25 protein-coding genes and 1 pseudogene are annotated in these 26,083 nt (G+C 69.4%); 12 read left to right on the forward strand and 14 right to left on the reverse strand.

What is annotated here, in order from left to right:
* Positions 1 to 64: 64 nt before the first annotated feature.
* Entirely contained in the window at positions 65 to 1,288 is a 1,224-nt protein-coding gene (gene fdhA / locus ACWD0F_RS43665) for a formaldehyde dehydrogenase, glutathione-independent (RefSeq protein WP_449887753.1), read from the forward strand.
* A 149-nt stretch (positions 1,289 to 1,437) separates the two neighbouring features.
* Here fdhA and ACWD0F_RS43670 read toward each other — a convergent pair whose 3' ends face one another.
* On the reverse strand, positions 1,438 to 2,340 hold the full coding sequence (locus ACWD0F_RS43670) for an RNA polymerase sigma-70 factor (RefSeq protein WP_449887755.1): 903 nt from the start codon (positions 2,338 to 2,340) through the stop codon (positions 1,438 to 1,440).
* 227 nt (positions 2,341 to 2,567) lie between these two features.
* Between ACWD0F_RS43670 and glsA the strand changes: the two genes are divergently transcribed.
* Both glsA and ACWD0F_RS43680 read left to right on the forward strand, forming a co-directional pair.
* Positions 2,568 to 3,563: a glutaminase A gene (gene glsA / locus ACWD0F_RS43675; RefSeq protein ID WP_449887757.1), complete on the forward strand. Its 996-nt coding sequence runs from the start codon at positions 2,568 to 2,570 to the stop codon at positions 3,561 to 3,563.
* A complete protein-coding gene (locus ACWD0F_RS43680; RefSeq protein WP_449887759.1) occupies positions 3,560 to 5,182 on the forward strand; it encodes an MFS transporter in 1,623 nt (540 codons plus the stop codon). Before glsA ends, ACWD0F_RS43680 begins: the two co-directional genes overlap by 4 nt.
* 277 nt (positions 5,183 to 5,459) lie before the next feature.
* On the opposite strand, the gene ACWD0F_RS43685 is transcribed toward ACWD0F_RS43680, so the two are convergent.
* The 3 genes from ACWD0F_RS43685 to ACWD0F_RS43695 form a co-directional block, all read right to left on the reverse strand.
* On the reverse strand, positions 5,460 to 5,942 hold the full coding sequence (locus tag ACWD0F_RS43685; protein ID WP_449887761.1) for a carboxymuconolactone decarboxylase family protein: 483 nt from the start codon (positions 5,940 to 5,942) through the stop codon (positions 5,460 to 5,462).
* 88 nt (positions 5,943 to 6,030) lie between these two features.
* Positions 6,031 to 7,482, reverse strand: coding sequence for an MFS transporter (locus tag ACWD0F_RS43690; RefSeq protein ID WP_449887763.1), 1,452 nt, complete (start codon positions 7,480 to 7,482; stop codon positions 6,031 to 6,033).
* A gap of 10 nt (positions 7,483 to 7,492) precedes the next feature.
* A complete protein-coding gene (locus tag ACWD0F_RS43695) occupies positions 7,493 to 8,632 on the reverse strand; it encodes a serine hydrolase domain-containing protein (RefSeq protein WP_449887765.1) in 1,140 nt (379 codons plus the stop codon).
* Positions 8,633 to 8,783: 151 nt separating this feature from the next.
* On the opposite strand from ACWD0F_RS43695, the gene sigJ reads away from it, so the two are divergent.
* The 3 genes and pseudogenes from sigJ to ACWD0F_RS43710 all read left to right on the forward strand — a co-directional run bounded on the left by sigJ (position 8,784) and on the right by ACWD0F_RS43710 (position 11,413).
* Positions 8,784 to 9,671 (forward strand): RNA polymerase sigma factor SigJ, encoded by an 888-nt coding sequence (gene sigJ, locus ACWD0F_RS43700; RefSeq protein WP_449887767.1) that lies wholly within the window; start codon positions 8,784 to 8,786, stop codon positions 9,669 to 9,671.
* 12 nt (positions 9,672 to 9,683) lie between these two features.
* A pseudogene (locus ACWD0F_RS43705) lies at positions 9,684 to 10,097 on the forward strand (molybdopterin cofactor-binding domain-containing protein); the annotation flags it as partial.
* Between the two features lie 83 nt (positions 10,098 to 10,180).
* Complete coding sequence (locus ACWD0F_RS43710) at positions 10,181 to 11,413, forward strand: FAD binding domain-containing protein (protein WP_449887769.1); 1,233 nt, start codon at positions 10,181 to 10,183, stop codon at positions 11,411 to 11,413.
* 298 nt (positions 11,414 to 11,711) lie between these two features.
* On the opposite strand, the gene ACWD0F_RS43715 is transcribed toward ACWD0F_RS43710, so the two are convergent.
* The gene (locus ACWD0F_RS43715) at positions 11,712 to 12,464 is read right to left on the reverse strand and encodes a TetR/AcrR family transcriptional regulator (protein ID WP_449887801.1); all 753 of its coding nucleotides are present in this window, start codon (positions 12,462 to 12,464) and stop codon (positions 11,712 to 11,714) included.
* Between ACWD0F_RS43715 and ACWD0F_RS43720 the strand changes: the two genes are divergently transcribed.
* Positions 12,458 to 13,270, forward strand: coding sequence for an enoyl-CoA hydratase/isomerase family protein (locus ACWD0F_RS43720; RefSeq protein ID WP_449887771.1), 813 nt, complete (start codon positions 12,458 to 12,460; stop codon positions 13,268 to 13,270). The two genes, ACWD0F_RS43715 and ACWD0F_RS43720, sit on opposite strands and share 7 nt — an antisense overlap.
* An 18-nt stretch (positions 13,271 to 13,288) precedes the next feature.
* Here ACWD0F_RS43720 and ACWD0F_RS43725 read toward each other — a convergent pair whose 3' ends face one another.
* Positions 13,289 to 13,714, reverse strand: a complete 426-nt coding sequence (locus ACWD0F_RS43725; protein WP_449887773.1) for a hypothetical protein — start codon at positions 13,712 to 13,714, stop codon at positions 13,289 to 13,291.
* Positions 13,711 to 14,061, reverse strand: coding sequence for a Tn3 family transposase (locus ACWD0F_RS43730; protein ID WP_449887803.1), 351 nt, complete (start codon positions 14,059 to 14,061; stop codon positions 13,711 to 13,713). Before ACWD0F_RS43730 ends, ACWD0F_RS43725 begins: the two co-directional genes overlap by 4 nt.
* Before the next feature lie 68 nt (positions 14,062 to 14,129).
* On the opposite strand from ACWD0F_RS43730, the gene ACWD0F_RS43735 reads away from it, so the two are divergent.
* The 3 genes from ACWD0F_RS43735 (at position 14,130) to ACWD0F_RS43745 (ending at position 16,736) form a co-directional block, all read left to right on the forward strand.
* On the forward strand, positions 14,130 to 14,606 hold the full coding sequence (locus ACWD0F_RS43735) for a hypothetical protein (RefSeq protein WP_449887775.1): 477 nt from the start codon (positions 14,130 to 14,132) through the stop codon (positions 14,604 to 14,606).
* Between the two features lie 66 nt (positions 14,607 to 14,672).
* On the forward strand, positions 14,673 to 16,142 hold the full coding sequence (locus ACWD0F_RS43740; RefSeq protein ID WP_449887777.1) for an aldehyde dehydrogenase family protein: 1,470 nt from the start codon (positions 14,673 to 14,675) through the stop codon (positions 16,140 to 16,142).
* Between the two features lie 30 nt (positions 16,143 to 16,172).
* Complete coding sequence (locus ACWD0F_RS43745) at positions 16,173 to 16,736, forward strand: TetR family transcriptional regulator (RefSeq protein WP_449887779.1); 564 nt, start codon at positions 16,173 to 16,175, stop codon at positions 16,734 to 16,736.
* A gap of 192 nt (positions 16,737 to 16,928) precedes the next feature.
* Here ACWD0F_RS43745 and ACWD0F_RS43750 read toward each other — a convergent pair whose 3' ends face one another.
* From ACWD0F_RS43750 to ACWD0F_RS43760, 3 genes are all read right to left on the reverse strand, one after another.
* Positions 16,929 to 17,171, reverse strand: coding sequence for a hypothetical protein (locus ACWD0F_RS43750; protein ID WP_449887781.1), 243 nt, complete (start codon positions 17,169 to 17,171; stop codon positions 16,929 to 16,931).
* Positions 17,172 to 17,203: 32 nt separating this feature from the next.
* Entirely contained in the window at positions 17,204 to 17,437 is a 234-nt protein-coding gene (locus ACWD0F_RS43755) for an SbtR family transcriptional regulator (protein ID WP_449887783.1), read from the reverse strand.
* 275 nt (positions 17,438 to 17,712) lie between these two features.
* Positions 17,713 to 18,300 carry a DinB family protein gene (locus tag ACWD0F_RS43760; RefSeq protein ID WP_449887785.1) on the reverse strand — a complete coding sequence of 196 codons (588 nt, stop codon included), beginning with the start codon at positions 18,298 to 18,300 and terminating at the stop codon, positions 17,713 to 17,715.
* A gap of 353 nt (positions 18,301 to 18,653) precedes the next feature.
* Between ACWD0F_RS43760 and ACWD0F_RS43765 the strand changes: the two genes are divergently transcribed.
* On the forward strand, positions 18,654 to 18,932 hold the full coding sequence (locus ACWD0F_RS43765) for a tyrosine-type recombinase/integrase (protein WP_449887787.1): 279 nt from the start codon (positions 18,654 to 18,656) through the stop codon (positions 18,930 to 18,932).
* Positions 18,933 to 19,280: 348 nt separating this feature from the next.
* Here the strand turns inward: ACWD0F_RS43765 and helR are convergent, their stop codons facing one another.
* The 3 genes from helR to ACWD0F_RS43780 form a co-directional block, all read right to left on the reverse strand.
* On the reverse strand, positions 19,281 to 21,431 hold the full coding sequence (gene helR, locus ACWD0F_RS43770; RefSeq protein WP_449887789.1) for an RNA polymerase recycling motor ATPase HelR: 2,151 nt from the start codon (positions 21,429 to 21,431) through the stop codon (positions 19,281 to 19,283).
* Positions 21,432 to 21,434: 3 nt separating this feature from the next.
* Positions 21,435 to 22,769, reverse strand: coding sequence for a glycosyltransferase (locus ACWD0F_RS43775; protein WP_449887791.1), 1,335 nt, complete (start codon positions 22,767 to 22,769; stop codon positions 21,435 to 21,437).
* A 301-nt stretch (positions 22,770 to 23,070) separates the two neighbouring features.
* Entirely contained in the window at positions 23,071 to 24,408 is a 1,338-nt protein-coding gene (locus ACWD0F_RS43780; RefSeq protein WP_449887793.1) for an FAD-binding oxidoreductase, read from the reverse strand.
* A 214-nt stretch (positions 24,409 to 24,622) separates the two neighbouring features.
* On the opposite strand from ACWD0F_RS43780, the gene ACWD0F_RS43785 reads away from it, so the two are divergent.
* Positions 24,623 to 25,762 (forward strand): epoxide hydrolase family protein, encoded by a 1,140-nt coding sequence (locus tag ACWD0F_RS43785; protein WP_449887795.1) that lies wholly within the window; start codon positions 24,623 to 24,625, stop codon positions 25,760 to 25,762.
* 131 nt (positions 25,763 to 25,893) lie between these two features.
* On the opposite strand, the gene ACWD0F_RS43790 is transcribed toward ACWD0F_RS43785, so the two are convergent.
* Positions 25,894 to 26,083, reverse strand: a 190-nt coding sequence (locus ACWD0F_RS43790; RefSeq protein ID WP_449887797.1) for a hypothetical protein, incomplete at its 5' end; no start/stop codon positions are given.

A 26,083-nucleotide genomic window follows, 5' to 3' on the forward strand; every position in this document is an offset into this window, starting at 1 on the left:
ATCAGTCATCGTCAAGAGGGCCGGTGCGGCGACCAGCATTTCGGGTACGAGGGAAGGAAACGTCATGCCTGGTAATAGAGCCGTAATCTACGAAGGACCAGGCAAGGTCGAGGTACACGAGACCGACTATCCCGAGTTCGAACTCAAGGACGGCCCGGGGGTCAATCCGGCCAACGTGGGACGCAAGCTGCCGCACGCCGCGATCCTCAAGACCGTGGCGAGCAACATCTGCGGCAGCGACCAGCACATGGTCCGCGGCCGCACCACGGCTCCGCAGGGCCTCGTACTGGGACACGAGATCACCGGCGAGGTCGTCGAGACCGGACCGGACGTCGAGTTCATCAAGACCGGCGACCTCGTGTCGGTCCCGTTCAACATCTCCTGCGGGCGCTGCCGCAACTGCAAGGAGCGCAAGACCGGAATCTGCGAGAACGTCAACCCCGACCGGCCGGGCTCGGCGTACGGCTACGTCGACATGGGCGGCTGGGTCGGCGGGCAGGCCGAATACGCCCTGGTGCCCTATGCGGACTGGAATCTGCTGAAATTTCCTGACAAGGACCGGGCCATGGAGAAGATCCTCGATCTGACCATGCTCTCGGACATCTTCCCGACGGGCTACCACGGTTGCGTGACCGCCGGTGTGGGGACGGGATCGACCGTCTACATCGCCGGCGCCGGCCCCGTGGGACTGGCCGCAGCCGCCTCCGCGCTCCTGCTCGGGGCCGCCGTGGTCATCGTCGGCGACCTGAACAAGGGGCGGCTGGAGCAAGCTCGCAGCTTCGGCTGCGAGACGGTCGACGTGGCCCTGGGCGACCCGAAGGACCAGATCGAGCAGATCCTCGGCGTGCCGGAGGTCGACTGCGCCGTCGACGCGGTGGGCTTCGAGGCCCGCGGCCACGGGCGGGAGTCGTCGGAGGAACGCCCGGCCACCGTGCTCAACACGCTCATGGACGCCACCCGGGCGGGTGGCGCGCTGGGCATCCCGGGCCTGTACGTGACCGGAGACCCGGGGGCGCACGATGAGGCCGCCAAGCAGGGGTCGTTGTCGATCCGGTTCGGCCTCGGCTGGGCCAAGTCGCACAGCTTCGCCACCGGCCAGTGCCCGGTCATGAAGTACAACCGCGAGCTCATGATGGCGATCCTGCACGATCGGGTGCAGATCGCGAAGGCGGTCAACGCCACGCCGATCCCGCTGGACCAGGCACCGCGCGGCTATCACGAGTTCGACGAGGGGGCCGCCCGCAAGTACGTGCTCGACCCGCACGGGCTGATCTCCAAGACGTCCTAGCCAGGCGGCGGGGATGGCCGCCTGGCCCCACCGGCCCGAGCTGGACCGGGTCGTCGACGTGCTCTCGAACGCTCCGTGACGTCACGAAGCGTTCGACCAGCCCGGTCGTCGCCGAGCTGCACCACCGTGCCCGCGAAACGGGCCCGGGCTCAGCGGCGCAGGGCGATCTCCTGCCCCATGTGCGACAACTTCGCGGGATTGCGGACGGCGTAGAGCCCGGTGATGAGGCCGCCGTCGATGCGTACCGCGATGACGGTGCTGATCTCGCCGTCGACCAGGGAGACCAGCGCCGGGTGGCCATTGACCTGGGCCGGCCGCAGCGACGCCGGGTTGGGGATCCTGCTCAGCGCCCGGATCACCTCGTCACTCCCCACGACGGGCGCCAGCCCGGCCGACACGACTCCGCCACCGTCGCTCAGCAGGACGACGTCCGGCGCGAGGATGTCGAGCAGGTTCTGCATGTCGCCCGTTTCGACCGCCTGCTGGAACGCCTTGAGCGCATCCCGGGTCTCGGCCGGGGATACGGCCTCGCGTGGCCGGCGCGCGGCGACGTGGGCCCGCGCCCGGTGGGCGATCTGGCGGACCGCGGCCGGGCTCTTGTCGACGGCTTCGGCGATCTCGCCGTACTCCAGATCGAACACCTCACGCAGCACGAACACCGCCCGCTCGGTCGGCGTGAGCGTCTCCAGCACCAGCAGCATCGCCATCGAGACGCTCTCGGCCAGCTCGACGTTCTCGGCCACGTCGGGCGCGGTCAGCAGCGGCTCGGGCAGCCAGGGGCCGACGTAGGACTCCTTGCGCCGGCCGAGCGTGCGCAGCCGGGTCAGCGCCTGCCTGGTGGTGACCCGGACCAGGTAGGCACGCTGATCCCGCACGACATCAAGATCGACGCCTGCCCAGCGCAGCCAGGTCTCCTGCAGGACGTCTTCGGCGTCGGCGGCCGAGCCGAGCATCTCGTAGGCCACGGTGAACAGCAGGTTGCGGTGGGCGACGAACGCCTCGGTGGCGGAACCCGGGTGGTCGCCACCAGCGTGCGGCTTGGTTGTGTCCATCGTTCGCTCGCTGCGCTCCCTCATGGCCGGCTCCCGCCTGTTCACTCTCGACTGTGGCACACGCACAAGACTCCGGTTCCCGCCGCTTTGTGACAGCCGCGATCGGTGGCGTACGTCACATGACCGCGCTGCCAGAAGAACCGAGCGGTTCGGCGTGCTATCCGCGCTTTTAGTGGTTATCTCACTACTCTTCGTAACAAGAGGTTGAGGGGGCCATGGTCGCGGACATGACGGATGTTGAGCAACGCGCCTGCACCGGTGCGTTGCCGGGATGGGATCAGGTTGATCGGCTCGTCGTCGACGCGTACGCGTACGCCCGTGCGGACACCGGCGGGCAGGTCGCCGACTACATCCCGGTCCTGGCGCAGGCCGACCCGGAGTGGTTCGGCGTGAGTGTGGCCGAGACCGACGGCGGCCTGCATCATGCGGGGGAGACCGGGGTCGAGTTCTCGATCCAGTCGATCTCGAAGGCGTTCGTCTACGCCCTGGTGTGCGACCATCTCGGCCACGGTGTGGTGCGTGAGCGCGTGGGCGTGAACAACACGGGACTGGCGTTCAACTCGGTCGTCGCCATCGAGCTCAACGATGGCCACCCGATGAATCCCATGGTCAACGCGGGCGCGCTGGCGACCACCGCGCTGATACCGGGGCAGGGCCCGGGGGAGCGGTGGGAGGTGATCCGGGAGGGATTGTCGCGCTTCGCGGGCCGCGCCCTGGAGCTGGATGAGGAGGTCTACCGCTCCGAGGCCGCGACGAACCAGCGTAATCAGGCGATCGCGCGGCTGCTGGACAGCTACGGGCACATCGAGGGCGACCCGCTCGCCGTGGTCGACGTGTACACGAAACAGTGTGCGCTGCGGGTGAGCGCGGCCGACCTCGCGGTGATGGGCGCGACGCTCGCCGACGGCGGGGTGAATCCGGTGACCGGGGAGCGGGTGGTGTCCGCCGAGGTCTGCCGCGACACCTTGGCCGTGCTCGCCGCGTCCGGGCTCTACGAGCGGTCCGGGGAGTGGCTGTTCGAGATCGGGCTGCCCGGCAAGTCCGGCGTATCTGGGGGGATCGTCACGATCTCGCCCGGCAAGGCCGGCATCGGGGTGTTCTCGCCACGGCTCGACTCCGCGGGGAACAGCGTCCGGGGGCAGATCGCCACCGCCTTCCTCTCGCGAGCGCTCGGCCTGAACGTGTTCGCGTCCACGGTACACACCAGAGAGGCCGTTCGTTGACCGCCGAAGGCGCCATGCCGGCCGAGAGCCGCACCTCCTGGACCCCGATGGTGGGGTTGTTCCTCGCCCAGGTGCTGATGTCGTTCAACGTCGCGGCGCTGCCGGTCTCCCTGGGAGGCATCGTCGAGGAGTTCGACGTCGCGCCGACCATCGCGAGCACCTCGATCGTCACCTACGGCCTGGTCGTCGCCGCCCTGGTCATGGTCGGGGCGAAGCTCGGGCAGCGCGTGGGACAGGTGCGTCTGTTCCGCTTCGTGGTGGCCGCCTTCGCCGTGTCCTCCCTGATGATGATCTTCGGGCCCTCGGTCGGATGGGTGATCGCCGCGCAGGGCCTGGCCGGCGCGTGCGCGGCGATCATCGTCCCGTCGCTGGTCCCGCTCATCGCCGAGAACTACCACGGCCTCCAGCAGGCCACCGCGATCGGCTCACTGGGGTCCGCCCGGGCGCTGTCGGGCGTCAGCGCGTTCCTGATCGGCGGGTCGCTGGGCACCCTGGTGGGATGGCGGCCGGTGTTCCTCGTCGTGCTCGTCATCGCGGTGGCCGTGTTCCTGCTCAGCTTCCGGCTGCGCTCGGACCGCGGCGACCCCGACATCAAGATCGACGTGGTCGCCGCGGTGCTCATCGGCCTGGCGGTCGTGCTGCTGACCCTCGGCTTCAACAACCTCAGCGCGTGGGGCATCCTCGCGGCCTCGCCCGACGCGCCGTTCGACGCGCTCGGACTGTCACCCGCGCCGCTGCTGATCGTGCTCGGCATCGTGCTCGGCCAGTGCTTCTTCGCCTGGACGCGAGGTCGTGAGCAGGCGGGCGAGGTCCCGCTGGTGAGCCTGAGCGTGCTGGGGGCGCCGAGCGAGCGGGCGGCGGTCTACGCGATGTTCGTCGTCGTCGTTCTCGAAGGGGCGCTGAACTTCACCGTCCCGGTCTACATCCAGATCGTGCAGGGACGCACCCCCTTCGACACCGCCATCGCGATGATGCCCTTCAACCTCACCGTATTCCTCACCGCGACGCTGGTCGTCCGTTTCTACGGCCGGTTCACCTCGCGTGCCATCGGCATCGCCGGCTTCGGCCTGACCACGGCCGGGCTCACGTGGCTCGCGTTCGTCGTGACGAACAACTGGGAGACCCTGCCGACCATCCTCGGCCTGATCGTCTTCGGGATCGGGCAGGGCGCCCTGGTGACACTCGTCTTCAACGTCCTCGTGACCGCGGCGCCCAAGGAACTGGCCGGCGACGTCGGCTCCATCCGCGGCACCACGCAGAACCTCGCCTCAGCGGTCGGCACCGCCTTCGCCGGCGCCCTGCTCACCACCCTGCTGTCGTGGAACATCGCACGGGCGCTCACCAGCCTCGCCCTGCCCGCGAAGCTCGCGGAGGAGATCGACCTGCACAACAAGGACTTCATCAGCAACGACCAGCTCCGTGACGCCCTGGCCGGCACCGCCGCGACGCCCGAGCAGGTCAACGCCTTCGTCCTGCTCAACACCGACGCCCGCCTGGCCGCGCTCAAGCTCGGCCTCCTCGTCCTGGCCGTCATCAGCGCCCTGGCCATCGTGCCGGCCAGCAGGCTGCCGAAGTACAAGCCGCACGAGATCCCTGACCCCGCTGCGCCGCGACGCTGACCTGCGGCAGCGGTGAACGCCGCGTTCGAAGGCCCACTCCCTGTCACCTGCGTCGGGGCGAATTCCTCATTCCCGGCGTTGACTCGTCGCAGTAAAGATCCGTAACGTGTCACGAAAGGTTCGGGTAAAGACGGCGGCCGGCAATCGCCGACTGATTAAGGGGTGGCAAGCCTTTCGTGCTTGCCACCCCTGACTCAGTCCGCTCTTCTGGTCAGACGCCAACCTGTACGGCACCATTCAGATCGATGCCGTGTCCTCGCCCTGGGCATTGTGGGCGTTACGGCCTCCACTGCTCCGTCGGCGACAGACCCGGCAGCGGCTTGCCGATGAGGGCCAGAGGGAGGAAGAAGCAGACCTGGCCGATGGCCATGATGAGCGTGGCGAGCGCCTTGTCGTCGTACTGCTCGGACGCCCTCGCGTAGAGCTCGTCGGGGACGCGCTCGCCGGACGGGTTCGGGGTGAGCACGGATTCGACCAGTTCCAGCGCGATGCGTTCAGCGTCGGTGAAGTAGGGCGCGTCCCGCCAGGAGGCCAAGGCGGTGATGCTCTCCTCCGTGGCACCGGCCTTGCGGAGGCTGCCGGTGTGCAGGACGGTCAGGTACGTGTTGCCGGCGATCTGGCCGGCACGCAGCTGTAGCAGGCTGATGGTGGTCTGCGGGATCGTGCCGTTCCCGGTCGCCCGGTACAGGGCGCCGCCGATGTCCTTGAGCTCGGGGACGAGCACGGCGGGGTTGGGCAGGCGCGATTCGGTGGTGGTCATGGTGCGGGTTTCCCTTCAGGGTTTCACATGGTGGATCGTTGCTCTGACGGATCGCATGGGGCGAAGGTGACCGGTGCGGCGGACAATTTCATCCGGGCGTGCTGCCGAGGGTTTCCGGCGTGGGCTCGGTGTCCCGATTCCCGGGACGAGGGCGCAGGAAGAGGACGGCGGTGACGATCGCGGCCAGGTAGAAGCCGCCCGCGCCGAGCATGCCGGCGGCGTAGCCGCTCGTCAGCGCGTCGTGCAGCGGGGTGCCGGCCGGTTGGCTCGTGGTGGCGGTGGCGGCGATGCCGGCCAGGACGGCCAGGCCGAGGGCGCCGCCGATCTGCTGGCTGGTGTTGACCAGCCCGGAGGCGATGCCGGAGGCGCCTGGTGCGACGCCCTGCACGCCGCCGATGGTGGCGGCGACGAAGCCGATGCCCAGGCCGATGCCGCCGGCGAGCTGGGCGGGCAGGAGCACGAGCAGAGGGTTCTGATCCGGGGTCAGCAGGCTGAACCAGCCCATCGCCGCGGCGGCCACCGCCATCCCCGTCGCCAGGACGATTCGGGTGGAGGTGCGGGCCTGCAACCGGGGTCCGATGACGCCGGAGCCGATGCCGATGCCGAGGGCGAACGGCAGGTAGGCCAGGCCGGTGATCATGGGGGAGTACTGCTTGATCGTCTGCATGTAGAGGGTCAGGAAGTAGAAGGTGGCCAGTTGCCCGGCGCCCATGAGCAGCATGACCAGGTTGGCGCCGAGCCTGCCGCGGTCGGCCAGCATCCCTGACGGCAACATCGGGCTGCGCGCGCTGCGCTGGATGAACGCGAACACCACGAGCAGCGCCACGGCGACCGCGCCGAAGGTCACCGTGAGCCCGTCGCCGGCGCCGTGCGAGCCGGCCCGGTTGATCGCGTACACCAGCGCGCCGAGGGCGAGCGTCACCGTGGCCGCGCCCGGCAGGTCGATTCGGCCGCGCTCGCGGGTGCCGGGCACCAGGGCGGATGTCCCGGCAAGGACCAGCAGGGCGATGGGGATGTTGACGAACATGATCCAGCGCCAGCCCAGGTATTCGGTGAGCGCGCCGCCCAGCAGCAGGCCGCCGACCGAGCCCAGGCCGCCCATCGCGCCGTACACGCCGAGCGCCTTGTTGCGTTCCGGCCCGGCGGGGAAGGTGTCGGCGAGCAGGGACAGCGCCGCCGGGGCGACGATCGCGGCGCCGACGCCCTGCAGGACCCGGGCGGCGATCAGCATGGTCCCGTTGCCGGCCAGGCCACCCAGCAGGGACGCGGCCAGGAAGACGATCAGTCCGGCGCGGAACAGCCTGCGCCGGCCGAACAGGTCGCCGGCGCGGCCACCGGCCAGCAGCAGGCCGCCAAAGGCCAGGGCGTAGGCGGTGAGGACCCAGTCCAGGTCGGTCTCGGCGATGCCGAGCCCGGTTCCGATGACGGGCAGGCCCACGGTCACGATGGTGCCGTCCATCACCATCAGCAGTTGCGCGGCGGCTATCACCGGCAGCGCGAGGCCGCTTCTCTCGGGACGGGTGGCGTTGATCGAGGTCATGTCGGCTCCTTCAGGAGGCGGTGGCGGCGCGGTGGAGAGCGGCGGCGAGCCGGTCGTGCTCGGGGTAGGACCAGCCGAATCCGAAACGGCGCCGGGTGTAGCCGAAGGCGATGCCGCTACGCGGGTCGGCGAAGGACTCAGAACCGGCCGAGCCGTCGTGGCCGAACGCGTTGGCGCTGAGGAACGCATATCGCAGGCCCTTGGCCTGGAACCCGAGCGCGTAGTTGCCCTGGTCGCCGCGGACCAGGTCGGCGCCGGTGGAGTGCAGTTGGGCGAACTCGGCGACGGTGTCCGGCTTGAGCAGCGGGGGCTGTCCGTCGAGACCCCAGACGGCCGCCGCGTACAGGCCGGCCAGGCCGCGCGCGCTGCCCACCCCGCCGGCCGACGCCTGGCCGTTCGCGCGGACGGCGCGGGTGTTGGCGAAGGCCACCTGGTCCAGCGGCGGCGTGCTGTTGAGTCCGTACCCGATGCCGAGGATGCTGTGCGGGCCCGGCACGTTCGACCAGAACGCGGCCTCCTGCTCCGGGGTGGCCGTCCACCACTGGATCGGCCGGAACCGCTCCTCTTCGGCCTCGGGCAGCCCCAGGTAGAGGTCCAGCCCGTACGGAACGCGGACGCGCTCGTCGTACACCTGCTGCAGCGACCGGCCGGTCAGCCGCCGGACCACCTCGTTCACCATGGCGAACGAGACGAACCCGCCGTAGCCGTAGGCCGAGCCCGGCCGCCAGTACGGGCGCTGCGCGGCGAGGCGGCGCGCGATCACCGCGTCGTCGGCAAGTTCGGCCGCCGACAGCCCGCCGTCGACGCCGATGACGCCGGAGCGGTGGGTGAGCACGTCCCGCAGCGTGATCGTGTCCTTGCCGGCGGCGGCGAACTCCGGCCAGTGCCGGGCCACCGGCTCGTCGAGATCGAGAACCCCCTCCTGCACCAGCAGCGCCACCACCAGCGTCGCGGCACCCTTCGTGGAGGAGTAGACGGCGGTCAGCGTGTCGCCGCTCACCTCGTCCCCGGCCCACAGGTCCACCACCGGCAGGCCGTGCGCGTAGGCGGCCAGTTGCGCGCCCACCTGGCCGTCCTGCTCGGCCACCACCGCGGCGAACTCCTCGCGCACCTCCTCGAAGCCGTCCGCGACCGTTCCGTGGACATCCATCCTGCTCATCGTCGGCAACCCTTTGTGAGTGAGTGTTGGTCGCCGGCATGACGGATGGTCCGCAGGAAAGGTGACCGGTGCGTTCGCGGTCACCTTCGACTGGTTTGATGCGTCAGTGCTCTGACGTGGCTGAGCTGAGAGGAAGACGACCGTGACGCCCCATGACTTTCTGGCCGACCAGTTCCAGGGGCACCGCCCCCATCTGAAGGCGGTCGCCTACCGCATGCTCGGCTCGCTGAGCGAGGCCGAGGACGCGGTCCAGGAGGCATGGCTGCGGCTGGCGCGTTCGGACTCGGGCGACATCGACAATCTCGTTGGCTGGCTGACCACCGTGGTCGGCCGGGTGTGCCTGGACATGCTCCGCGCCCGCAAGTCCCGGCGCGAGGAGTCGCTGGAGGAGCGCCTGCCCGATCCGGTGATCAGCCGTGCTGATGCCGCCGATCCGGAGCAGGAAGTGCTGCTGGCCGACTCGGTGGGCCTGGCGCTGCTGGTCGTGCTGGAGTCCCTGACCCCGGCCGAACGGCTGGCGTTCGTGCTCCATGACATGTTCGGCCTGCCGTTCGAGCAGATCGCGCCCATCGTGGACCGCACTCCCGTGGCAGCCAAGAAGCTCGCCAGCCGCGCCCGCCGGCGCGTCCGCGGCGCAGCCCCGAACCCCGACCCCGATCTGGCCGATCAGCGCCGGGTGGTGGACGCGTTCCTCGCCGCCGCCCGCGGCGGCGACTTCGCCGCGCTGGTGTCCATCCTCGACCCCGACGTGGTGCTGCGCGCCGACGGCGGGATGCTCACCGGCGGCATGAAGGTCATCCGTGGCATGGCGGCCGTGGCCGGACAGCTCGCCACCTTCCAGCGCATGGCCACCAGCGCCGCCACCCACCCGGCGCTCGTCAACGGCCTCGCCGGCCTGGTCAACACCATCGACGACCGGCTCATCTCCGTCATGAGCTTCACCATCTCCGACGGCAGGATCGCCACAATCGATATCCTGTCCGACCCCGACCGGCTGGCCCAGCTCAACCTCACCCGCCTGGAGCCGTGAAACCTGACCCGGTTGACACCCCCGCAACGCCGCATCCGCCGCCGAGCGCAACCGGCGCGCGAAGGTGCGGCGCAAGAGCGACGCGGTCGACGCCACCCAAGCGGCGGGCTGAACCCCTTCCATGATCGCCGACAGCTCGCTGTGATCCTCGGCGTTCCCGAGTCGAAGATCCGTGTGCTGCATCCGATGATGGGCGGGGCGTTCGGCGGCAAGGAAGACCTGAACGTGCAGCCGTTGCTGGCGCTGGTGCTCTGGCACACCGGTCGCCCTTACCGGATGATGTACGACCGCGAGGAGTCGATCGCCGCCGGCGTGAAACGGCATCCCTTCGACGTCCGCTACCGGATCGGGGCCACTCGCGAGGGCAGGCTGGTGGCCGCCGACGTCGACTTCGTCGCCGACGCGGGCGCCTACACCACGCTCAGCACCGCCGTCGTCGGGCAGCCGCGATCTCCGGAAACCTGTGCCGCTGCACCGGGTACACCAAGATCCGGGCAGCGGTTGACGACGTGCTCGCGCGAACCTCGCCGCAGGCGCCGCCACCGGGCGCCCGGCGGCCTGCGCTCACCATCGGCTCGGCCTACGCGCGTCCGGCCACCGTCACCGAGGCGCTGCGCCTGCTCGCCCAGGACACGCCATGGCGGATCCTCGCCGGCGGAACGGACCTGCTGGTGCGGCACGAGCATCATCTCCAGGAACTGCACCTGCTCGACATCACGGCCATCGCCGAACTGTCGGCCATCGCCGAAACCGGCCGATCGGTGGTGATTCCGGCCCTCGCCACGTATTCCGACCTGCGGGCCTCGCCGATCGTGCGGCGCTGGGCCGGGCCGCTCGCCACTGCGGCGGCGCTCGGCGGAGGGCGGCAGATCCAGAACGCGGGCACATTGGCCGGCAACATCGTCAACGCCTCTCCCGCCGGCGACGGCATCCCGTCGCTGTACGTCATGGCAGCACGCGTTCACGTGCGATCGGCCGGCGGGAGCAGAGTGGCGCCCATCCGGGAGTTCTTCACCGGCCCGGGCCGGACCCGCCTCGGCGACCGTGAACTTGTCACCCATGTCGAGATCCCCGAAACGCCGCAGACCGACATGATCCAGTTCTTCGACCGGGTGGGCACGCGCCGCGCGCAGGCGATCACAAAAGCGTCGATCGCCTTCCGGGCGCGCCCTCACGAGGGCGGCCTGACGGACGTCGCCATCGCGCTCGGCGCGGTCGGCCCCACCGTCCTGGAGGCACCGGAAACCGCGGCGTTCCTCGAACGCGGCCCGCTCACCGAGCAGCGTCTTCGGCAGGCCGCGGACCTTCTCAGCCGCGAGGCCCGGCCCATCGACGACGTCCGCTCCACCGCCCGCTACCGGCGCCAGGCGGTGGCGGGCCTGCTGAACCGCAACCTCCTGTCGCACACCACGGAGGCAACGGATCTCACACAAGCTGGCAGCAGCAGGTGTCACCTGCCCGGGCCGCGTCGCACCCGACCCGTGCCGCCCGCGACTATGACGACTACCTCGACTTCGTGGCCGTCGCCGGTCGATCGGCTGGCCCAGGACCACGCTTCTCCACCACCTTGGCCAACGCCGGGGCGTCCAGATAGAAGAACCGCTCCAGATCAGCCGATGACGGCGCCGCCGGAAACCGGCCATACCGGCCTACCTGCTCATCAGACAGATACTCGGCCACAAGCCGCGAAGCTAAACGATCAACCGCGGGTTACCGGTAAGTACGCCCAACCTGAGACCTAGATCGTTGAGCCATGCTCAGCGCACCCGTGCTGACCTGGGCGAAGTCCTTAGCGTTGTTCTCTGAGGAAATAGTCTCAGCACCCCGTCCTGGCGCCAGTCGTCGCGATCGCCGTCGTGGCGGGCCTGCCGGTGATCCTCACCAGGACGGATGACGGGCTCAACGAGCGTGGCGCTGCCTGAGTGCGATATCTCGGCTGCGTCCGCGGCGCCACCGAACCCGCCTGACCTGCGGCGGGTGCCTTGGCGTTCAATTCCGGCCGGATAGTCCCAAGACCCCAAGATCAACGCCGTTTGGGGCTCATGCCGTGATTCTTACGTCCACCCCATCATCCGGACCGCACACAGGGAACCCTTTTGCGCGGTTGAGTCCGTCCATCATCAGCGACAGCAGTTGGTCGGCGTCCTCGGGCGTCTGCTCGGTCACCAGGGCGATCGCGTTCGTGAGCCTGAGTAGCTGGGGCGCACTGATGTCGGGCCGTACGGTCCCATCCTGCTGTGCCCTGTTGAGCAGAGCGGTACCGGCCGCGCGGATGGATTCCTGGCAGGAGTTCAGCGCCCATCCCGGCCCGGCCGCGACGGACATCAGCCAGGTCGCCAGCCCGCGGTAGGTGGCGACATGAACGATAAGGGCGCGGAGCCAGACGGCCAGTGCCTCGCCGGAGGACGGGGCGGTGAGCAGGTCGTCGGCCTGGGCGCACAGCAGTTCGACCCGGTCACGGAAGACGGCGTCCAGCAGCGCCTCCCTGCCGGGGAAATGCCGGTACAGGGTGGCGTTCCCGACGCCGGCGTCCCTGGCGATGTCGTCGAGGGATGCATCCGCTCCGTACTGGGCGAAGGCGTCCTTGGCCGAGGCGAGGAGCCGATCGTAGTTACGGCGTGCGTCGGCGCGGGTCGGGCGCTGAGCCCGGATGGGTGCGCCGCTCTTCGATTGCGTCAGGGCAGGTCCTCGGGTCTCGGGTTTGAAAAACGGGGAGCTTCCCCATATTGTACGGGACAGGAACCGGGGACACTCCCCGATTTCTGATGAACAGAAGGTATGGGCAGATGTCAGAGAATGTGAACGAGTGGCACGACCGGCTTGGCGGCTTTGTCGCGCGCCCGGCTTTCCAGGAGTACGCCCGCAAGTACTCCGACCACTTCGTCATGGAGCGACGCGAGGGGATCATCGAGCTCCGGATGCACACCGAGGGTGGCCCAGCCGTCTACTCCCTGGGACTTCACAACGCGTGGGGACAGGCCTGGCAGGAGGTGGGAAACGATCCGGAAAACGAGGTCCTGATCCTGTCCGGGACCGGTGACGCCTGGATGGCCGGGGTAGATCCGGCCTCCTTCGACCGCCCGTTCCCCGAGTGGTCGGGCGAGGTCGCCTACGAGCTCTACTACGACGGGATGAAACTCCTGGAGAACCTTGTCTTCGGGGTCGACATCCCTACCATCGGGGTGGTCAACGGTCCCGGCTTCCACACCGAACTCGCCCTGTTCTGTGACATCACCCTCGCCGCCGACAGCGCGGTCTTCTCCGACGGTCACTTCCCTGTCGGCCAGGTCCCCGGCGACGGCCTGCAGGTGGCCTTCCAGTCCCTGCTGGGTCCCAAGCGCGCGGCGTACGCCTTCTATACCGGCGAACGGATCGATGCCAAGAAGGCACTGGACCTCGGCCTGGTCAACGAGGTGCTGCCCGCAGAGGACCTGCTGCCCCGGGCGCGGGAGATCGCCCAGACCATGATGACCAAGCCCCGGCCCATCCGGCGCCTCACCCACTCCGTCGCTCAGCGCCCCTACCGGCGCCGCCTGATCGAGGACCACGGTTTCGGTCTGGCACACGAACTCTTCGGCGCCTTCAGCAACAGACCATAGGCCGGTGTTGCGTGCCGTTCACTGCGGCAGTTGCCCCGCCTCGGGGCCCTCTTCTTCTGCCGGGATCGCGGGCGGGACGGTCTGCGCCCACTCCGCCCAGTCGGCGAGCGCGTCGTAGAAGCGGACCGCCGCCTCCGGCGCCACCCGCATCGATCGGGTCGGGGCACTGGTTCCGAAGTCGCCGCGGTCCTTTGCCGCCGCACAGGCCCGAGACATGGCGGCAACCTCGGTGAAGAACTGCTGCTGCTCGCGCTGGAGGTGCGCCAGCAGTTCTTCCGGTTCCATGAGCCAGAAGAAGAAGGAGCGCAGGACAGACTCGCTGCGCAGGGTGTGATCGACGTCGTCCTCGGCCAGCCAGCGGCGTACCTCCGCCAGTCCGGCGTCGGTGATGCGATAGGCGGGGGTCCAAGTACTACGCGACCCGCGAGCCGAGGTTGGTGTCACATCCGTTGACGCCGAGCGTGGACGAAGTGGTGGTCGACGATGACCGTGTTGGCCTCGCGCAGCGTCTCCTCCCGCACATACCACTCCATCGTCCAGGCCAGCACGTCATAGGACACCCCGCACGCCTCCGACATCCGGGCCAGACCCAGGTTCGTGGACATCGCGATGAGCACGGCCAAGATGTTGCGCTTGGTCTCCACGGACGTGCTGAGCTTGCGCCCGCCGGCGTGGGTGAAGCAGTCCAGGAAGTGCGTGCGCGCGTCCAGCTCGATCAGCAGCGAGGCGACGAGCAGGTGCTCAATCAGGGGTACGGCTTCGCCGACACCGCAGCGTCCCTGCCCGTCGATCCGGACCGTACTACCTGCTCGCCCAGCTGTCCAAGGACCCCCGCCTGGGCCGGGGCGTCGCTGAACAGATGCAGCACCGCCAGTACGCCGACCACCCGGACCTGCCGGGTATGGGCTTCATGTTCGAAGAGGTGGTTCACCGGGGCCACCGGATGCTGGTCAAGTATGGGGACATGCCCGGCATGCACGCCTTCATGGCCCTGCTGCCGCAGGAGGGCATCGGTGTGCACGTCGTCTCCAACGGGGACGGGACGGGCGGCGAGGGCGTGAATGGCCTGACTCTGGCTACCAAGATCGTCGATCGCTATCTCCAGCCCGAGGAGCCGCCGGCCCAGGTGCCCGCCGCGCTGGCCGGGCTCGGACCGTACGCGGGCTGGTATCTGGGTAGCAGAACCAGCGACCACAGCGTGATGAAAATCAGCGCCCTGGTCGCAGTCCCCATCCAGATCACGGCCGGGACCGATGGCGGCCTCCTGATCAGCGGCCTGGAGGAGGCGCCGACGGACTCCGTCTGGCTCGCTGAAGGGTGCCGACCGGTTGACTAACCGGATGGTTAGCCCTAGCTTCTCCAGCGGAAGCAAATTGGATAACTAGTTAGTCAGGATTGCGTCATGGCCAACCGCTTGTTCATCAACAACCAGTGGGTGCCGGCCCAGGAGATGATGCCCGTCATCAACCCAGCCACCGGGCAGCCCTTCGGCACTGTCCCATCGGCCTCGCGAGGTGACGCCGCAAGGGCGGTGGCCGCCGCTCGCCAGGCCTTCGACAATGGCCCGTGGCCGCACACCACTCCCCGCCACCGTGCGGAGCTGCTTCGCCGCCTGGGCCAGGCCATGCACGGGCGCCGGGACGAGTTCGTCGACCTGGTCGTGCGCGAGAGCGGCTTCCCGCGGCCGCTGGCCGAAGCCGTCCACGTGCAGAGCGCGATCGACTTCCTGTACGACGTGGCCGACCGGCTGTTGCCCTCCATGGCTTTCACCACGCCACTCAACCCGCACGCGGCCTCATCAATGACCGGGCAGCCGCAGACCACCCAGGGCGTGGTGGCCAGGGAGGCGATCGGAGTGGCCGCGCTGCTCACGCCGTTCAACGCCGCCGTCCCGCTGACCGTGCACAAGCTCGCCTCGGCCCTGGCCGCCGGATGCACCACGGTGATCAAGCCGTCCCCGCACACGAGCCTGCAAGTCCTGCTCATCGCCGAGCTCGTCGAGGAGGCCGGATTCCCGCCCGGCGTGGTCAACATCATCGCCGGGGACGTGGCGGCGGGCGTGGAGCTGACCAGCAACCCCGGCGTCGACATCGTCAGCTTCACCGGCTCCGACACGGTCGGCCGCACCATTGCGGCGCAGGCCTCGGCCACGCTCAAGAAGGTGGTCCTGGAGCTCGGCGGCAAGTCCGCCAACATCGTCTTCGCCGACGCCGACTTGGACCGGGCGGCACTGGAGGTGGTGGGCAACACCGTCACCAACGCGGGACAGGGTTGTCTGCTGCTGACGCGTACCCTGGTGGACGCACGCGTGCACGACGAGCTGGTCGCCAAGGTAATCCCGATGCTGGCCGCCGTCACCATCGGCGACCCGGCGGACCCGGCGACGGCCATGGGCCCGCTCATCAGCGCCGCCGAGCGCGAGCGCGTCGAGGCGATGATCCGTCAAGGTCAGGCGGAAGGCGCCGTCCTCGCCTATGGCGGCAACCGCCCGCCTGGCCTCAGTCAGGGCTTCTACCTGGAGCCGGCCCTGTTCACCGGCGTCGAGAATTCCATGACCATCGCCCAGCGGGAGTTCTTCGGCCCGGTCAACGTGGTCATCCCCTTCTCCGGCGACGACGAGGCCGTACAGATCGCCAACGACAGCGACTACGGGCTCAACGCCGGGATCTTCACCCGTGACTTCGCTCGCGCCCATGCGGTCGCCCGCCGGATCCGCAGCGGCATCGTCAACATCAACGCCTCCTGGGGGGTCAATCCCGACGCGCCCTTCGGCGGCTACAAGCACAGTGGCCTCGGCCGTGAAGGTGGCGCCTACGGCATCGCCGAGTTCCTGGAGCACAAGTACATCTCCTGGCCGGTCGGCGTCATCTAACCGGTTAGTCAGCCTGTCACAATAGAGGCCATGTCCCGCGCCGAAGCCACCAAGAGCCGTATCCTCCAGGCCGCCACGGCGGAGTTCGCCGCCTACGGATTCGCCGGCGCCCGGGTGGACCGCATCGCCAAGGCGGCTTCGGTGAACAAGAACCTCATCTACGTCTACTTCGCGAACAAGGACACCCTCTTCGAGACGGTCTTCGCCGCCGAGGTCGCCAAGGGCCTGGATGCCGTTCCCTTCACCGTCGACGACCTGCCCGGCTACGCCAGGCGCGTCCATGAGCACTGCCATCGGCACCCCGAGGTCATGCGGCTGGTCGCCTGGCACCGGCTGGAGCGCGCAGACGGGCCCGATCCCACCGCGACCTCACCCGCCTACGCCGCCAAGCTGGACGCGATCGGAGCCGCCCAGCGCGAAGGGCGCCTCGGCGACGCGTTCAGCCCAGCCATCCTCCTGGCGCTCATCGTCGCCTTGGCCACCTCCGACGGCCCCGTCGGCGCCACCGCCCCGCCCCACCGGCCCGGCCACGCCGACGAGATCACTGTGGCGATCGCCGAGGCAGTACACAGACTCATCGCCGGCGAACCATGACGATGGAACGCCGTTCGAGTATGCCGGACGATGTACCGGGCGCAGGGTGCCCGGCCCGAGTTTGAGAAGGCCCTGGGGTCTGCTGCACGGCGCTCCTTCGCCCTCGCGACCCGGTACGCCGCCAACCTTCCTTGCGGGTGGCACTCCGGTGGTCAACCCCGGCCAACACGCCTTACGTGCCTGACAAGATCATCACCTCTTGACCTGCGGCAAGAGGTCAAGAACCCAAGATAGCCTCGGACGACGCGGTACATCGACGTCGCCGTCGCCCAGCTCCAGGGCGAGGACATCGCCCGGCTTTCCCCGCTCAAGCACCGCACCCTGAATTCGCTCGGCCGCCATAGTCTCACCGCCTCCACCCCGGCCGCCGGAGTCCTGCGCCCGCTGCGTGATTCGGACGCCCCGGAACTGGACGACGACGACGGGAGCGGGCATGAGTAACGTGCCGGGCGCGCGTGTTCTTCGGCTCAGCTCACGCGCGGGGCCCCGTGACGCAGGCCATCGAGGAGGAGGGTGGTGATCTGCCGGGCCTCGTCGAGCCATCCCTCGGACACGCGCATGGCGCAGATGCCGCCCAGAGCCCGCAGCAGGGTGGGGCCAGTGACATCACCGCGAACAGTGCCGGCCGCACTGCCGGCGTCGAGCAGCCGGGAGAGGGCGCGGGTGCGGGCGTCGTCGAAGACCGGTGAGTCCGTCGCCATGATGTTCTCCAGCGCGACAGACATCCCCTTGCCCGCAGTTATCTAGGGTTGGAGGACCCTTCCAGCAGGTCAGAGGACGATGATCTCTTCTTTCACGTAGGCCAAGTTGCCGAACGCAGCCCGGACCCAAGAAGAACGGAGCGTGCGGAGAGTGCCTCGAGGTCGTAAAGGACGCGTCGCAGCGCTTCGACCTTTGGCGTTAAGTGATCTTGCTGGAGGGGGCGGAGGTGAACCGTGGCCCCGCCAAGGGCGGGGTCACGGTGGCGCGATTGTGGTTAAGCCTTGATTGGTGCGGCCGCCCTGGCGGCCAGTTCGATCTTCGCGCAGTAGGCTGCACGGGCTTCCTCGTCGATCTGCTCCTCGTATTCGGGGCGCAACCCGGTCCGGCCGTCGAGGCCCTCGCGCAGGATGTCGGCGTGCCCGGCATGCCGGGTGGACTCGCCGAGGACGTGGACCATGATGGCGAACAGGTTCGTGTGCCAGGTCGGCGTTGACTCCGGCCACCACGGCACGTGGCCGGGGGCGTCGAGGGGAAGCTCTTTGATCGTCGCGTCCGAGTGTTCCCACGTGCGCCGGTAGAACCCGATGATCTGTTCGCGGGTCTCGTCCTCGGTCGCCCAGTGGCTGCCGTCGGAGTCCTGCCACCGGGGCAGGGGTTCCGGGGAAGGGCGGTCGAAGACCTCGCCGAAGTACCTGGCCTCGACGGTGGCCACGTGTTTGACCAGGCCGAGGAGGTTGGTTCCGGTCGCTGTCAAAGGTCGGCGGGCGTCGTATTCGGACAAGCCGTCGAGTTTCCAGAGCAGCGCCTTGCGGTCCCGCCGCAGTCTCTCGTGCAAGTTGTCTTTCGCGAAATCGTCGATCATGGGTCACGATTCTGTCAGGCTGCGCCGCCGGTGGGCTCAGGTTGCGAGCTGCCTGGCGTCGGCTCCGCTGCGCGAACTGGTTGATCAGGTCGGCGAGGGCTTGCCGGTCCTGCTCGGGGAGGTCCTGCAGCAGGGCGGCCACCGGCTCGATCACCTGCATCGTGGCCACGGGCGTGATGGCGTCGTCGTCGCTGAGGTCCAGCCTGATGACGACCTCGGTGAGGGCTCTGGCAAGGGTTCGTTCGAGCGGGGTCATGATGGGGGCTCCTTTGGCCGGTCGTTGGGGGTGCGGCGTGTCCGGGGACGGGCTGCCTTGACGCGATGACGGTCGCGGTCAGCCCGCTGCCGGTTCGGTGAGGCGGGCTTCGAGGTCGGCGCTGCGATACCGCACCGGAGCTCCTTCTGGCGTACTCCGGCCGTACCCCCTCTTGGCCGTCGGCCAAGACGCCGGCCAAGCAGGACTACGGCCGCATCGTTGCCGTCACACCTATGCCACTCGTCTACGCCAGGGCGGCGCGGATCCAGCTCAAGTCCAAGCCCTCCTCGGCCTGGCCTCCATCGAAACCGCCACCCGCTACTTCCGCGCCGGTCAGAGCGAACAAGCCGCGGTCATCGAGCGCGTCTTCGAGTAGCCCTTCACCTTCCCACGGTTTCTCCCGGTCTCCTCATCCTGGAGGGCATCAACGACATCGGCATGAGCCGGGCCCCCTCGCCCCTCGGAGCGCCCACCGACGTCTCGGCCCGGCAGATCATCGCGGGGCATCGCGACCTGACCGGGCAGGCCCGCGCCAAGGGGCTGCGGGTCATCGGCGCCACCCTGCCGCCCGCCCTCCGACCAGGACCAGCTCGACCCCGCCTACGACGCGGGCGACCACCTGCACCTCAACGACGCCGGCTATCGCGCGACGGCACACGCCGTCGACCTCCGCTGACGTGGCCCCGCGTCGTCCCGCACCGGCTCGGCATGGTCCCGGCCGGCGTCAGGAGCTCGTGAGGATGACGAGCTGCTGGGTCGCCCGGGTCATCGCGACATAGCGGTCGACCGCTCCTTCGACGCCTTCGCCGAACGCCTCCGGGTCGACGAGGACGACCAGGTCGAACTCGAGCCCCTTCGACAGCTCCGGGCTCAGTGACCGGACGCGGGACGTCGCCCTGAAGGCGGGGTCGCCGATGACGCAGGCGATCCCGTCCGCATGCGTGGCGAGCCAGGCGTCGAGGATCGAGCCCAGATCCGCGGCGGACCCGTGGACGACGGGGACGTCGCTGCTGCGGATGGAGGTCGGCACGTTGGCATCCGGGAGCACGGCCCGGATGACCGGCTCGGCTTCCGCCATGATCTCTTCCGGCGTCCGGTAGTTGATGTTCAGGGAGGCCAGGCTGATCCGGTCGAGCCCGATCCGCTCAAGCCGTTCCTGCCAGGACTCCGTGAACCCGTGCCTGGCCTGGGCACGGTCCCCGACGATGGTGAAGCTCCGGGACGGGCACCGGAGCAGCAACATCTGCCACTCCGCGTCGGTCAGCTCCTGGGCCTCGTCCACGACGATGTGCGCGAACGGGCCGGCGAGCACGTCCGGCTCGGTGCCGGGCGCTGCGGTCTCGTCGATCAGGGCGTTCTTGACGTCCTGTCCGTGCAGCATCGTCATCACACCCTCACCGTCGTCGTCGGCTTCGAGCAGGATGTCGACGACCTTGGCCATGTGCTCGCGTTCGGCGGCGACAGAGGCGGCGTGCCGACGCTTGCGTCGCGACATTTCCGGGTCGCCGAGCCGCTGGCGTGCCGCGTCCAGGAGCGGCAGGTCGGACACCGTCCAGGCCTGGGCGTCCGCGCGCTGCAGCCGCCGGATCTCGTCGGCACTGAGCCAGGGAGCGCACTTGCGCAGGTAGGCGGGTACCGACCACAGGTCTCCGACGAGGTCGGCCGCTTCGATCAGCGGCCACGCGCGGTTGAACGTCGTGAGCAGCTCCCTGTTCCGCAGCAGCGACTTGCGGATCAGGTCGGCCGGGGCGTCGTCGTCTTCGTGTTTGTCCACCAGGATCCGGAGCAACTCCTCCCAGATCAGGTCACGCGCGTCGTTGTGCGGAATGCCGGGTTCCGCCGCTTCGAACGCCTCGGCCCAATCGTGCACGCTCAGCGAGATGTCGGACCAGTGGGTGGTGACCGTCATCCCCTTGGCAGGCAGGTTCTCGTAGAACCTGACGGCCGGCTCGATCGCCTGCACCAGGTTCGCGGACGACTTCAGGAGGGCCACGTCCGGGTCGGCCTCGATCGTCGCCGCGGCCCCCTCGGCGACGAGGTCCTTCAAGGTGCAGGTCTGCACGCCCTCCTCCCCGAGGCTGGGCAGGACGTCGGCGACGTAGGCCAGATAGGGCTGGTGCGGGCCGACGAACAACACGCCGCCCCGGTGATAACCGAGGCGAGGGTCGGAGTAGAGGAGGTAGGCGGAGCGGTGCAGGGCGACGACGGTCTTCCCCGTGCCCGGACCGCCGTCGACGACGAGAGCGCCGCTGGATCCCGCGCGGATGATGGCGTCCTGGTCGGCCTGGATGGTGCCGAGCACGTCTCGCATCCGGGGTGAGCGGTTGCTGCCCAGGCTGGCGATGAAGGCGGACTGGTCGTCGAGCGCGGCGTGCCCTTCGAACCCCTCCGAGGCGAACACCTCGTCCCAGTAGTCGCTGATCCGGCCGCGGGTCCAGCGATATCTGCGGCGGCTCGCCAGACCCATCGGGTTGGCGTGGGTGGCTCCGAAGAACGGCTCGGCCGCGGGGGAGCGCCAGTCGAGCAGCAGCCGGCGACCCGTGCTGTCCGTGAGGCCGAGTCGTCCGATGTACACGGGCTCGGGGTCGTCCGCGCTGACGATGTGCCCGAGGCAAAGGTCCAGACCGAACCGACGCAGCGCGCGCAGGCGAGCGGTCAGCCGGTGGATCTCCAGATCCCGGTCCATCACCTGCCTGCCTATGCCGCCGGGCGCCTTGCGTGCGGCATCGAGGCGGTCGGACAGGTCGGCGATCGACTGCGCAAGGCTCTCCGCGATGGCCGCGAAGTGCTGGTCGTCGGCGGCGATCAGTTTCGGGTCGGCCTTGGGGAGGAGATGGCCGGGCAGGTCGAACGCGCTGGTGGTCAAAGGATTCACAGATCAGCTCCGAACTGAGGTGGACGAGGTGCTTTCCCGGCTCGGCGATCCCGCCCGGTTCACGTGAACGCCGGCGGCGTCCTCCGGCTGATCACGCCGGGCGGCGACGCCTCCGGGCTGATCGCGCCGGGCGGCGACGTCGAGCAGCAGCGTCGCGGCCACCGTCGCTCCGTCCGTGCGGATCGTGCCGGCCACGGCGGTCGCTCGTGCGCGGGTCTCGGGCGTCAGAGCCGTCCTGAGCGCCGCCGACAGGGACTCGGCCGTCGGAGCCGGACCGTCGTGTGCCGCGCCGATGCCCAGGTCGGCCACCCGGCCGGCCCAGTAGGGCTGGTCCGTCGCCTGGGGTACCACCACCTGGGGCGCACCCGCCCGGGCGGCCGTCGTCGTCGTGCCGGCGCCGCCGTGGTGCACGACGGCGGCCACCCGGCCGAACAGGGCCTGCTGGTTGACCTCGCCGACGGCGAAGCAGTCGTCCTGGTCGTCCATCAGACCCAGCTCGGCCCAGCCGCGGGAGACGATCACGCGGCGGCCCTGCGCGCGGACCGCCTCGACGGCCACCAGGGCGACGTCCGTCGAGGCGCGCATGGGCATACTGCCGAAGCCCACGTACACCGGGGGAGCGCCGGCGTCCAGAAACGCCGCCAACCCGGCCGGAAGCGGCTGAACGTCGGGCAGGATCCACGCGCCGGTCTGGACGACGTCGAAGTCCGGCGTCCCCTGCCACGGGTCCAGGATCGGATCCGTGGCCAGCCACGGCCGGTCACCGATGACGTAGTCGCGGACGTTGTCCACCGGCGGCAGTCCGATCGACGCCCGGTTCGTGTTGAGCGCCGGGCCGAACAGCGCGTTGATGCTCTGGGCGTCCAGGTCCCACAACACCCGGTTGTCGGTCACCTCCGGCGGGAACGGCCGGCCCTGGTAGGCCAGCGGTGAGTGGCGCGGCGACGGCAGGGTGAGCTGCTGGAAGGTCACGGACACGGAGGGGATGCCCAGTTTCTCGGCCACCGACCGCGCGCCGGCCGCGGCCGGCAGCACGCCGGTCGCCACCAGCACGTCGCAGTCCTCGGCCGCCGGGATGACCGTCTCGAACTGCCGGGCGATCAACTCGGCCGCGCGCTGGGGGAGGGTTGACGGCGGCAGCGTCCCGGTCGTCAGCGCCCGCGCCGACCGGCCGACCGGCACCAGGGGCACGCCGAAACCGGCCAGCCGCCGCGCGAACTCCTCGTCCGGCGGCGCGCACATCCGCACCTCCGCGCCGAGTGCCCGCAAGTGCACCGCGAGTCCCACCAGTGGTTCGACGTCCCCCCGTGACCCATACGTCGACAACAACACACGCACTTCGTGACTCCCATTTCCGCAGGTTCTGGCCTCGGTCGACGATTCTGCGCCATGACCGGGGTCTTGCCGCAAGCCCCCTGGTGCGCTATACGTTAAGAGTGGAAAGGGGTGGGCGCTCTCCCTTTCCCCGCGAAGCCGCGGCGCGCCGCGTACGACGCCGCCGTCAGCCCGGGATCTCCCCAGCCCCCTGCACGTGCAGTTGCGCTGGGGGACAGCGCGCGCCGGTCGGCCCAGGCCCCCACCTCGTTACGGGCCGACTGGACCAGGATAGTGCAGATAGTCCTGGTCCAGCCCGGAGCCCCTATGGCCGGATGTTGTGGTTGCGGGCGAACAGGTTGCCGGGGTCGTACTGACGCTTCACCGCCGCGAGCCGCTCATAGGTCTCCGTGGGATAGATCGCGGCGATGTCCTCCTCGGTGGCGGAAGCGAGGAAGTTCGCGTAGGCGCCGTTGACGTGAGGTGCGAGTCGCGCCCAGATCGTGTCCAGAGCGGGACGGGCGGCCTCGACGACCGGCTCCGGACCCGCGATGGTGGTCACGAACATCAACTCCGCTTGGCGACGCGCGTAGGCGGTGGCATGGTGGGGGACTCGGGACACCGCGCCGCCGACGCTGCGGACGGCGATGAACGGCGACCCCTGCGACGCTCCCACCTCGGCAAGGATGCGGAGGACCGCGGACACCGACTCCTTGTCGACGAACGCGCTGCGGGTGACCAGCCGGATGCCGGGCGGCGGGATCGCGCCGTCCACGAGCGTGTCCGCATAAGGGGTGAGCGCGATGTCGTCACCGATCACCGTGCCGAGCCGGCGGATCGGGTCGATGGCCTGGGCCGCGAGCTCCGGGTCGTCGCCGTCGAAGACGACGTGGATCTCGACCGGCGCTTCGGGTCCGCCGGCGAAGGGGTTGGCGAAGTCCACGATGGACGTGAGCTCTTCGGGGGCGGTACGGAGATAGTCCGCCCAACCCTGGAGCACGCCGGCCGCCTCCGAGGCCGGGAAGGCGATCTTGCCGTGGAAGACGTCCGTCGTCGGATATGCCACGAACTCGAAGGCGGTCACGATCCCGAAGTTGCCGCCGCCGCCGCGGATCGCCCAGAACAGCTCCGGGTTCTCCTCCGCGCTCGCCCGCACGACGTCTCCGCCGGCGGTGACCACCTCCGCGGCGACCAGCTGGTCCAGGGCCAGGCCGTACTTCCTGACCTTCCATCCGATGCCACCGGTCAACGTCAGCCCACCGACACCGACGCTCTTGGTGTCGCCGGAGGAGATCCCCAGGCCGTGCGGAGCCAACCCGGCCGCGACCTGACCCCAGGTGGCGCCGCCGCCGATCCGCACGAGGTGACGTTCGTCGTCGGTGATCTCCACGGTCGCGAGCCTGCTGAGGTCGATCACGACACCGTCGTCGTTGGTGCCGAAGCCCGCGAAGCCATGGCCGCCGCCGCGCACGGACAACGTAAGCCCGGCGCCGGCCGCGAAGCTGACGCCTGCCCGCACGTCCTCGACGCTCATGGGCCGCAGAACGTGGGTCGGGCTGCCCGAAGCCAGGAGCGAGCCACTGGCCGCTTCGTACTCCGCCCCGCCCGGTTCGATGATGTCGCCGCCGAAGTCACGGCGCAGGGTTTCAAGTGCTGAGCTCATGATGCGATCCCTTGTGTTGTCGGGTGTTGCGATGAACGAACACAAGATGCCGACGCACCGATCCTTGTGACAGCGCGGCCGCGTGACGTGCGCCACAATCAGCTGCTCCGGCACGATGCCGTGCGGCGTCGTTGCGGGGACCGTCTGCATTCTGCACATCCGGCCGGTGCACGGGGCACTACCAGCGGGAACGCGTGCGGAGCAGGATGGGGGCATGAGTTCGGAGATCACACCCTTTCGCATCGAGGTCCCGCAGGAGCAGCTTGACGATTTACGCGACCGGCTCGCCGCGACGCGCTGGCCGGACGAACTGCCGGGAGTCGACTGGTCCTATGGCGTTCCGGTCGCGTACGCGCGGAAGCTGGCCGCGTACTGGCGCACCGGCTTCGACTGGCGCGCGGCCGAGGCGCGGTTGAACGCGTTCCCGCAGTTCACCACCCATATCGACGGACAGAACGTACACTTCCTGCACGTCCGCTCGCCCGAGCCGGACGCGCTCCCGCTGATCATCACGCATGGCTGGCCCGGCTCGGTCGCGGAGTTCATGAACGTCATCGGCCCGCTCACCGACCCGGCCGCGCACGGCGGCGAGCCGGCCGACGCCTTCGACGTCATCGCCCCGTCGATTCCCGGCTTCGGCTTCTCCGGGCCGACCACCGAGCCCGGCTGGGACCTGAACCGGGTCGCCGGGGCGTGGGCCGAGCTGATGAGCCGCCTCGGCTTCCACCGCTACGGCGCACAGGGCGGCGACAGCGGGGCGGTCATCTCACCGGCGCTCGGCCGCGCCGACGCCGCGCACGTCGTGGGCGTCCACGTCAACGGCGGCCTCGGCTTCCCCACCGGCGACCCGGCCGAGTTCGCGGGGCTCACCGAGGCCGAGCTCGGCCGGCTCGGCCAGTTCCAGGACCAGGACCGCGCGGGTTACGCGATGATCCAGGCGACCCGGCCGCAGACCCTGGCGTTCGGCCTGCACGACTCGCCCGCCGCGCAGATGGCGTGGATCGCCGAGAAGTTCAAGGAGTGGACCGACCCGGCGCGGGAACTGCCCGAAGACGCGGTGGACATCGACCAGTTGCTCACCGACATCAGCATCTACTGGTTCACCGGGACCGCCGCGTCCTCGTCCCGTCTGTACAAGGAGACGCAGAAGGCATGGGGCGCCGCAGCCGAGTATTCGGCGCTGCCGCACGGCGTCGCCGTCTTCCCGGGCGACCCGGGTGTCCGGCGGATCGCCGAACGTGAGCACAGGGTCGTGCATTGGTCGGAGTTCGACCGGGGTGGCCACTTCGCCGCCATGGAGACGCCCGAACTGCTCGTGGAGGACATCCGGGCCTTCTTCCGCACGCTGCGGTGAGGATGGCGCGAGACGATGCAGGCCCTCGCCTGCGCAGCTGACCCGCTCCCCGGCCGCAGCGTGCCGGGCCTGTGACGGAGGACGACAACCTCTCCTCCGTCACAGGCTGGCCGGGTCACGCATGGGGACCGTCAGATCTCTTCGACGCTGCTGGGCTCACGCCGGGACAGATCGATACCGAGCTCCTCCGCCGCGCGGAAGACGTCCTCGTCGGTGTCGCGCAGCGCGATGGACATGCCGTCGCTGGAGAGCACCTCGACATTCAGGCACAGCGACTGCATTTCCTTGATGAGGACCTTGAAGGACTCGGGAATGCCCGGC

This window comes from Nonomuraea sp. NPDC002799 (assembly GCF_053592075.1).

Coding starts and splice junctions, on each gene's coding strand:
- ACWD0F_RS43695 (WP_449887765.1), bottom strand. CDS start 8,632: ATGGATGTCCACGGAACGGTCGCGGACGGCTTCGAGGAGGTGCGCGAG.
- ACWD0F_RS43780 (WP_449887793.1), bottom strand. CDS start 24,408: ATGAGCTCAGCACTTGAAACCCTGCGCCGTGACTTCGGCGGCGACATC.
- ACWD0F_RS43740 (WP_449887777.1), top strand. CDS start 14,673: ATGGCCAACCGCTTGTTCATCAACAACCAGTGGGTGCCGGCCCAGGAG.
- ACWD0F_RS43750 (WP_449887781.1), bottom strand. CDS start 17,171: ATGCCCGCTCCCGTCGTCGTCGTCCAGTTCCGGGGCGTCCGAATCACG.
- ACWD0F_RS43685 (WP_449887761.1), bottom strand. CDS start 5,942: ATGACCACCACCGAATCGCGCCTGCCCAACCCCGCCGTGCTCGTCCCC.
- ACWD0F_RS43760 (WP_449887785.1), bottom strand. CDS start 18,300: ATGATCGACGATTTCGCGAAAGACAACTTGCACGAGAGACTGCGGCGG.
- ACWD0F_RS43670 (WP_449887755.1), bottom strand. CDS start 2,340: ATGGACACAACCAAGCCGCACGCTGGTGGCGACCACCCGGGTTCCGCC.
- ACWD0F_RS43745 (WP_449887779.1), top strand. CDS start 16,173: ATGTCCCGCGCCGAAGCCACCAAGAGCCGTATCCTCCAGGCCGCCACG.
- ACWD0F_RS43735 (WP_449887775.1), top strand. CDS start 14,130: ATGCAGCACCGCCAGTACGCCGACCACCCGGACCTGCCGGGTATGGGC.
- ACWD0F_RS43720 (WP_449887771.1), top strand. CDS start 12,458: ATGTCAGAGAATGTGAACGAGTGGCACGACCGGCTTGGCGGCTTTGTC.
- ACWD0F_RS43785 (WP_449887795.1), top strand. CDS start 24,623: ATGAGTTCGGAGATCACACCCTTTCGCATCGAGGTCCCGCAGGAGCAG.
- fdhA (WP_449887753.1), top strand. CDS start 65: ATGCCTGGTAATAGAGCCGTAATCTACGAAGGACCAGGCAAGGTCGAG.
- ACWD0F_RS43755 (WP_449887783.1), bottom strand. CDS start 17,437: ATGGCGACGGACTCACCGGTCTTCGACGACGCCCGCACCCGCGCCCTC.
- ACWD0F_RS43690 (WP_449887763.1), bottom strand. CDS start 7,482: ATGACCTCGATCAACGCCACCCGTCCCGAGAGAAGCGGCCTCGCGCTG.
- glsA (WP_449887757.1), top strand. CDS start 2,568: ATGACGGATGTTGAGCAACGCGCCTGCACCGGTGCGTTGCCGGGATGG.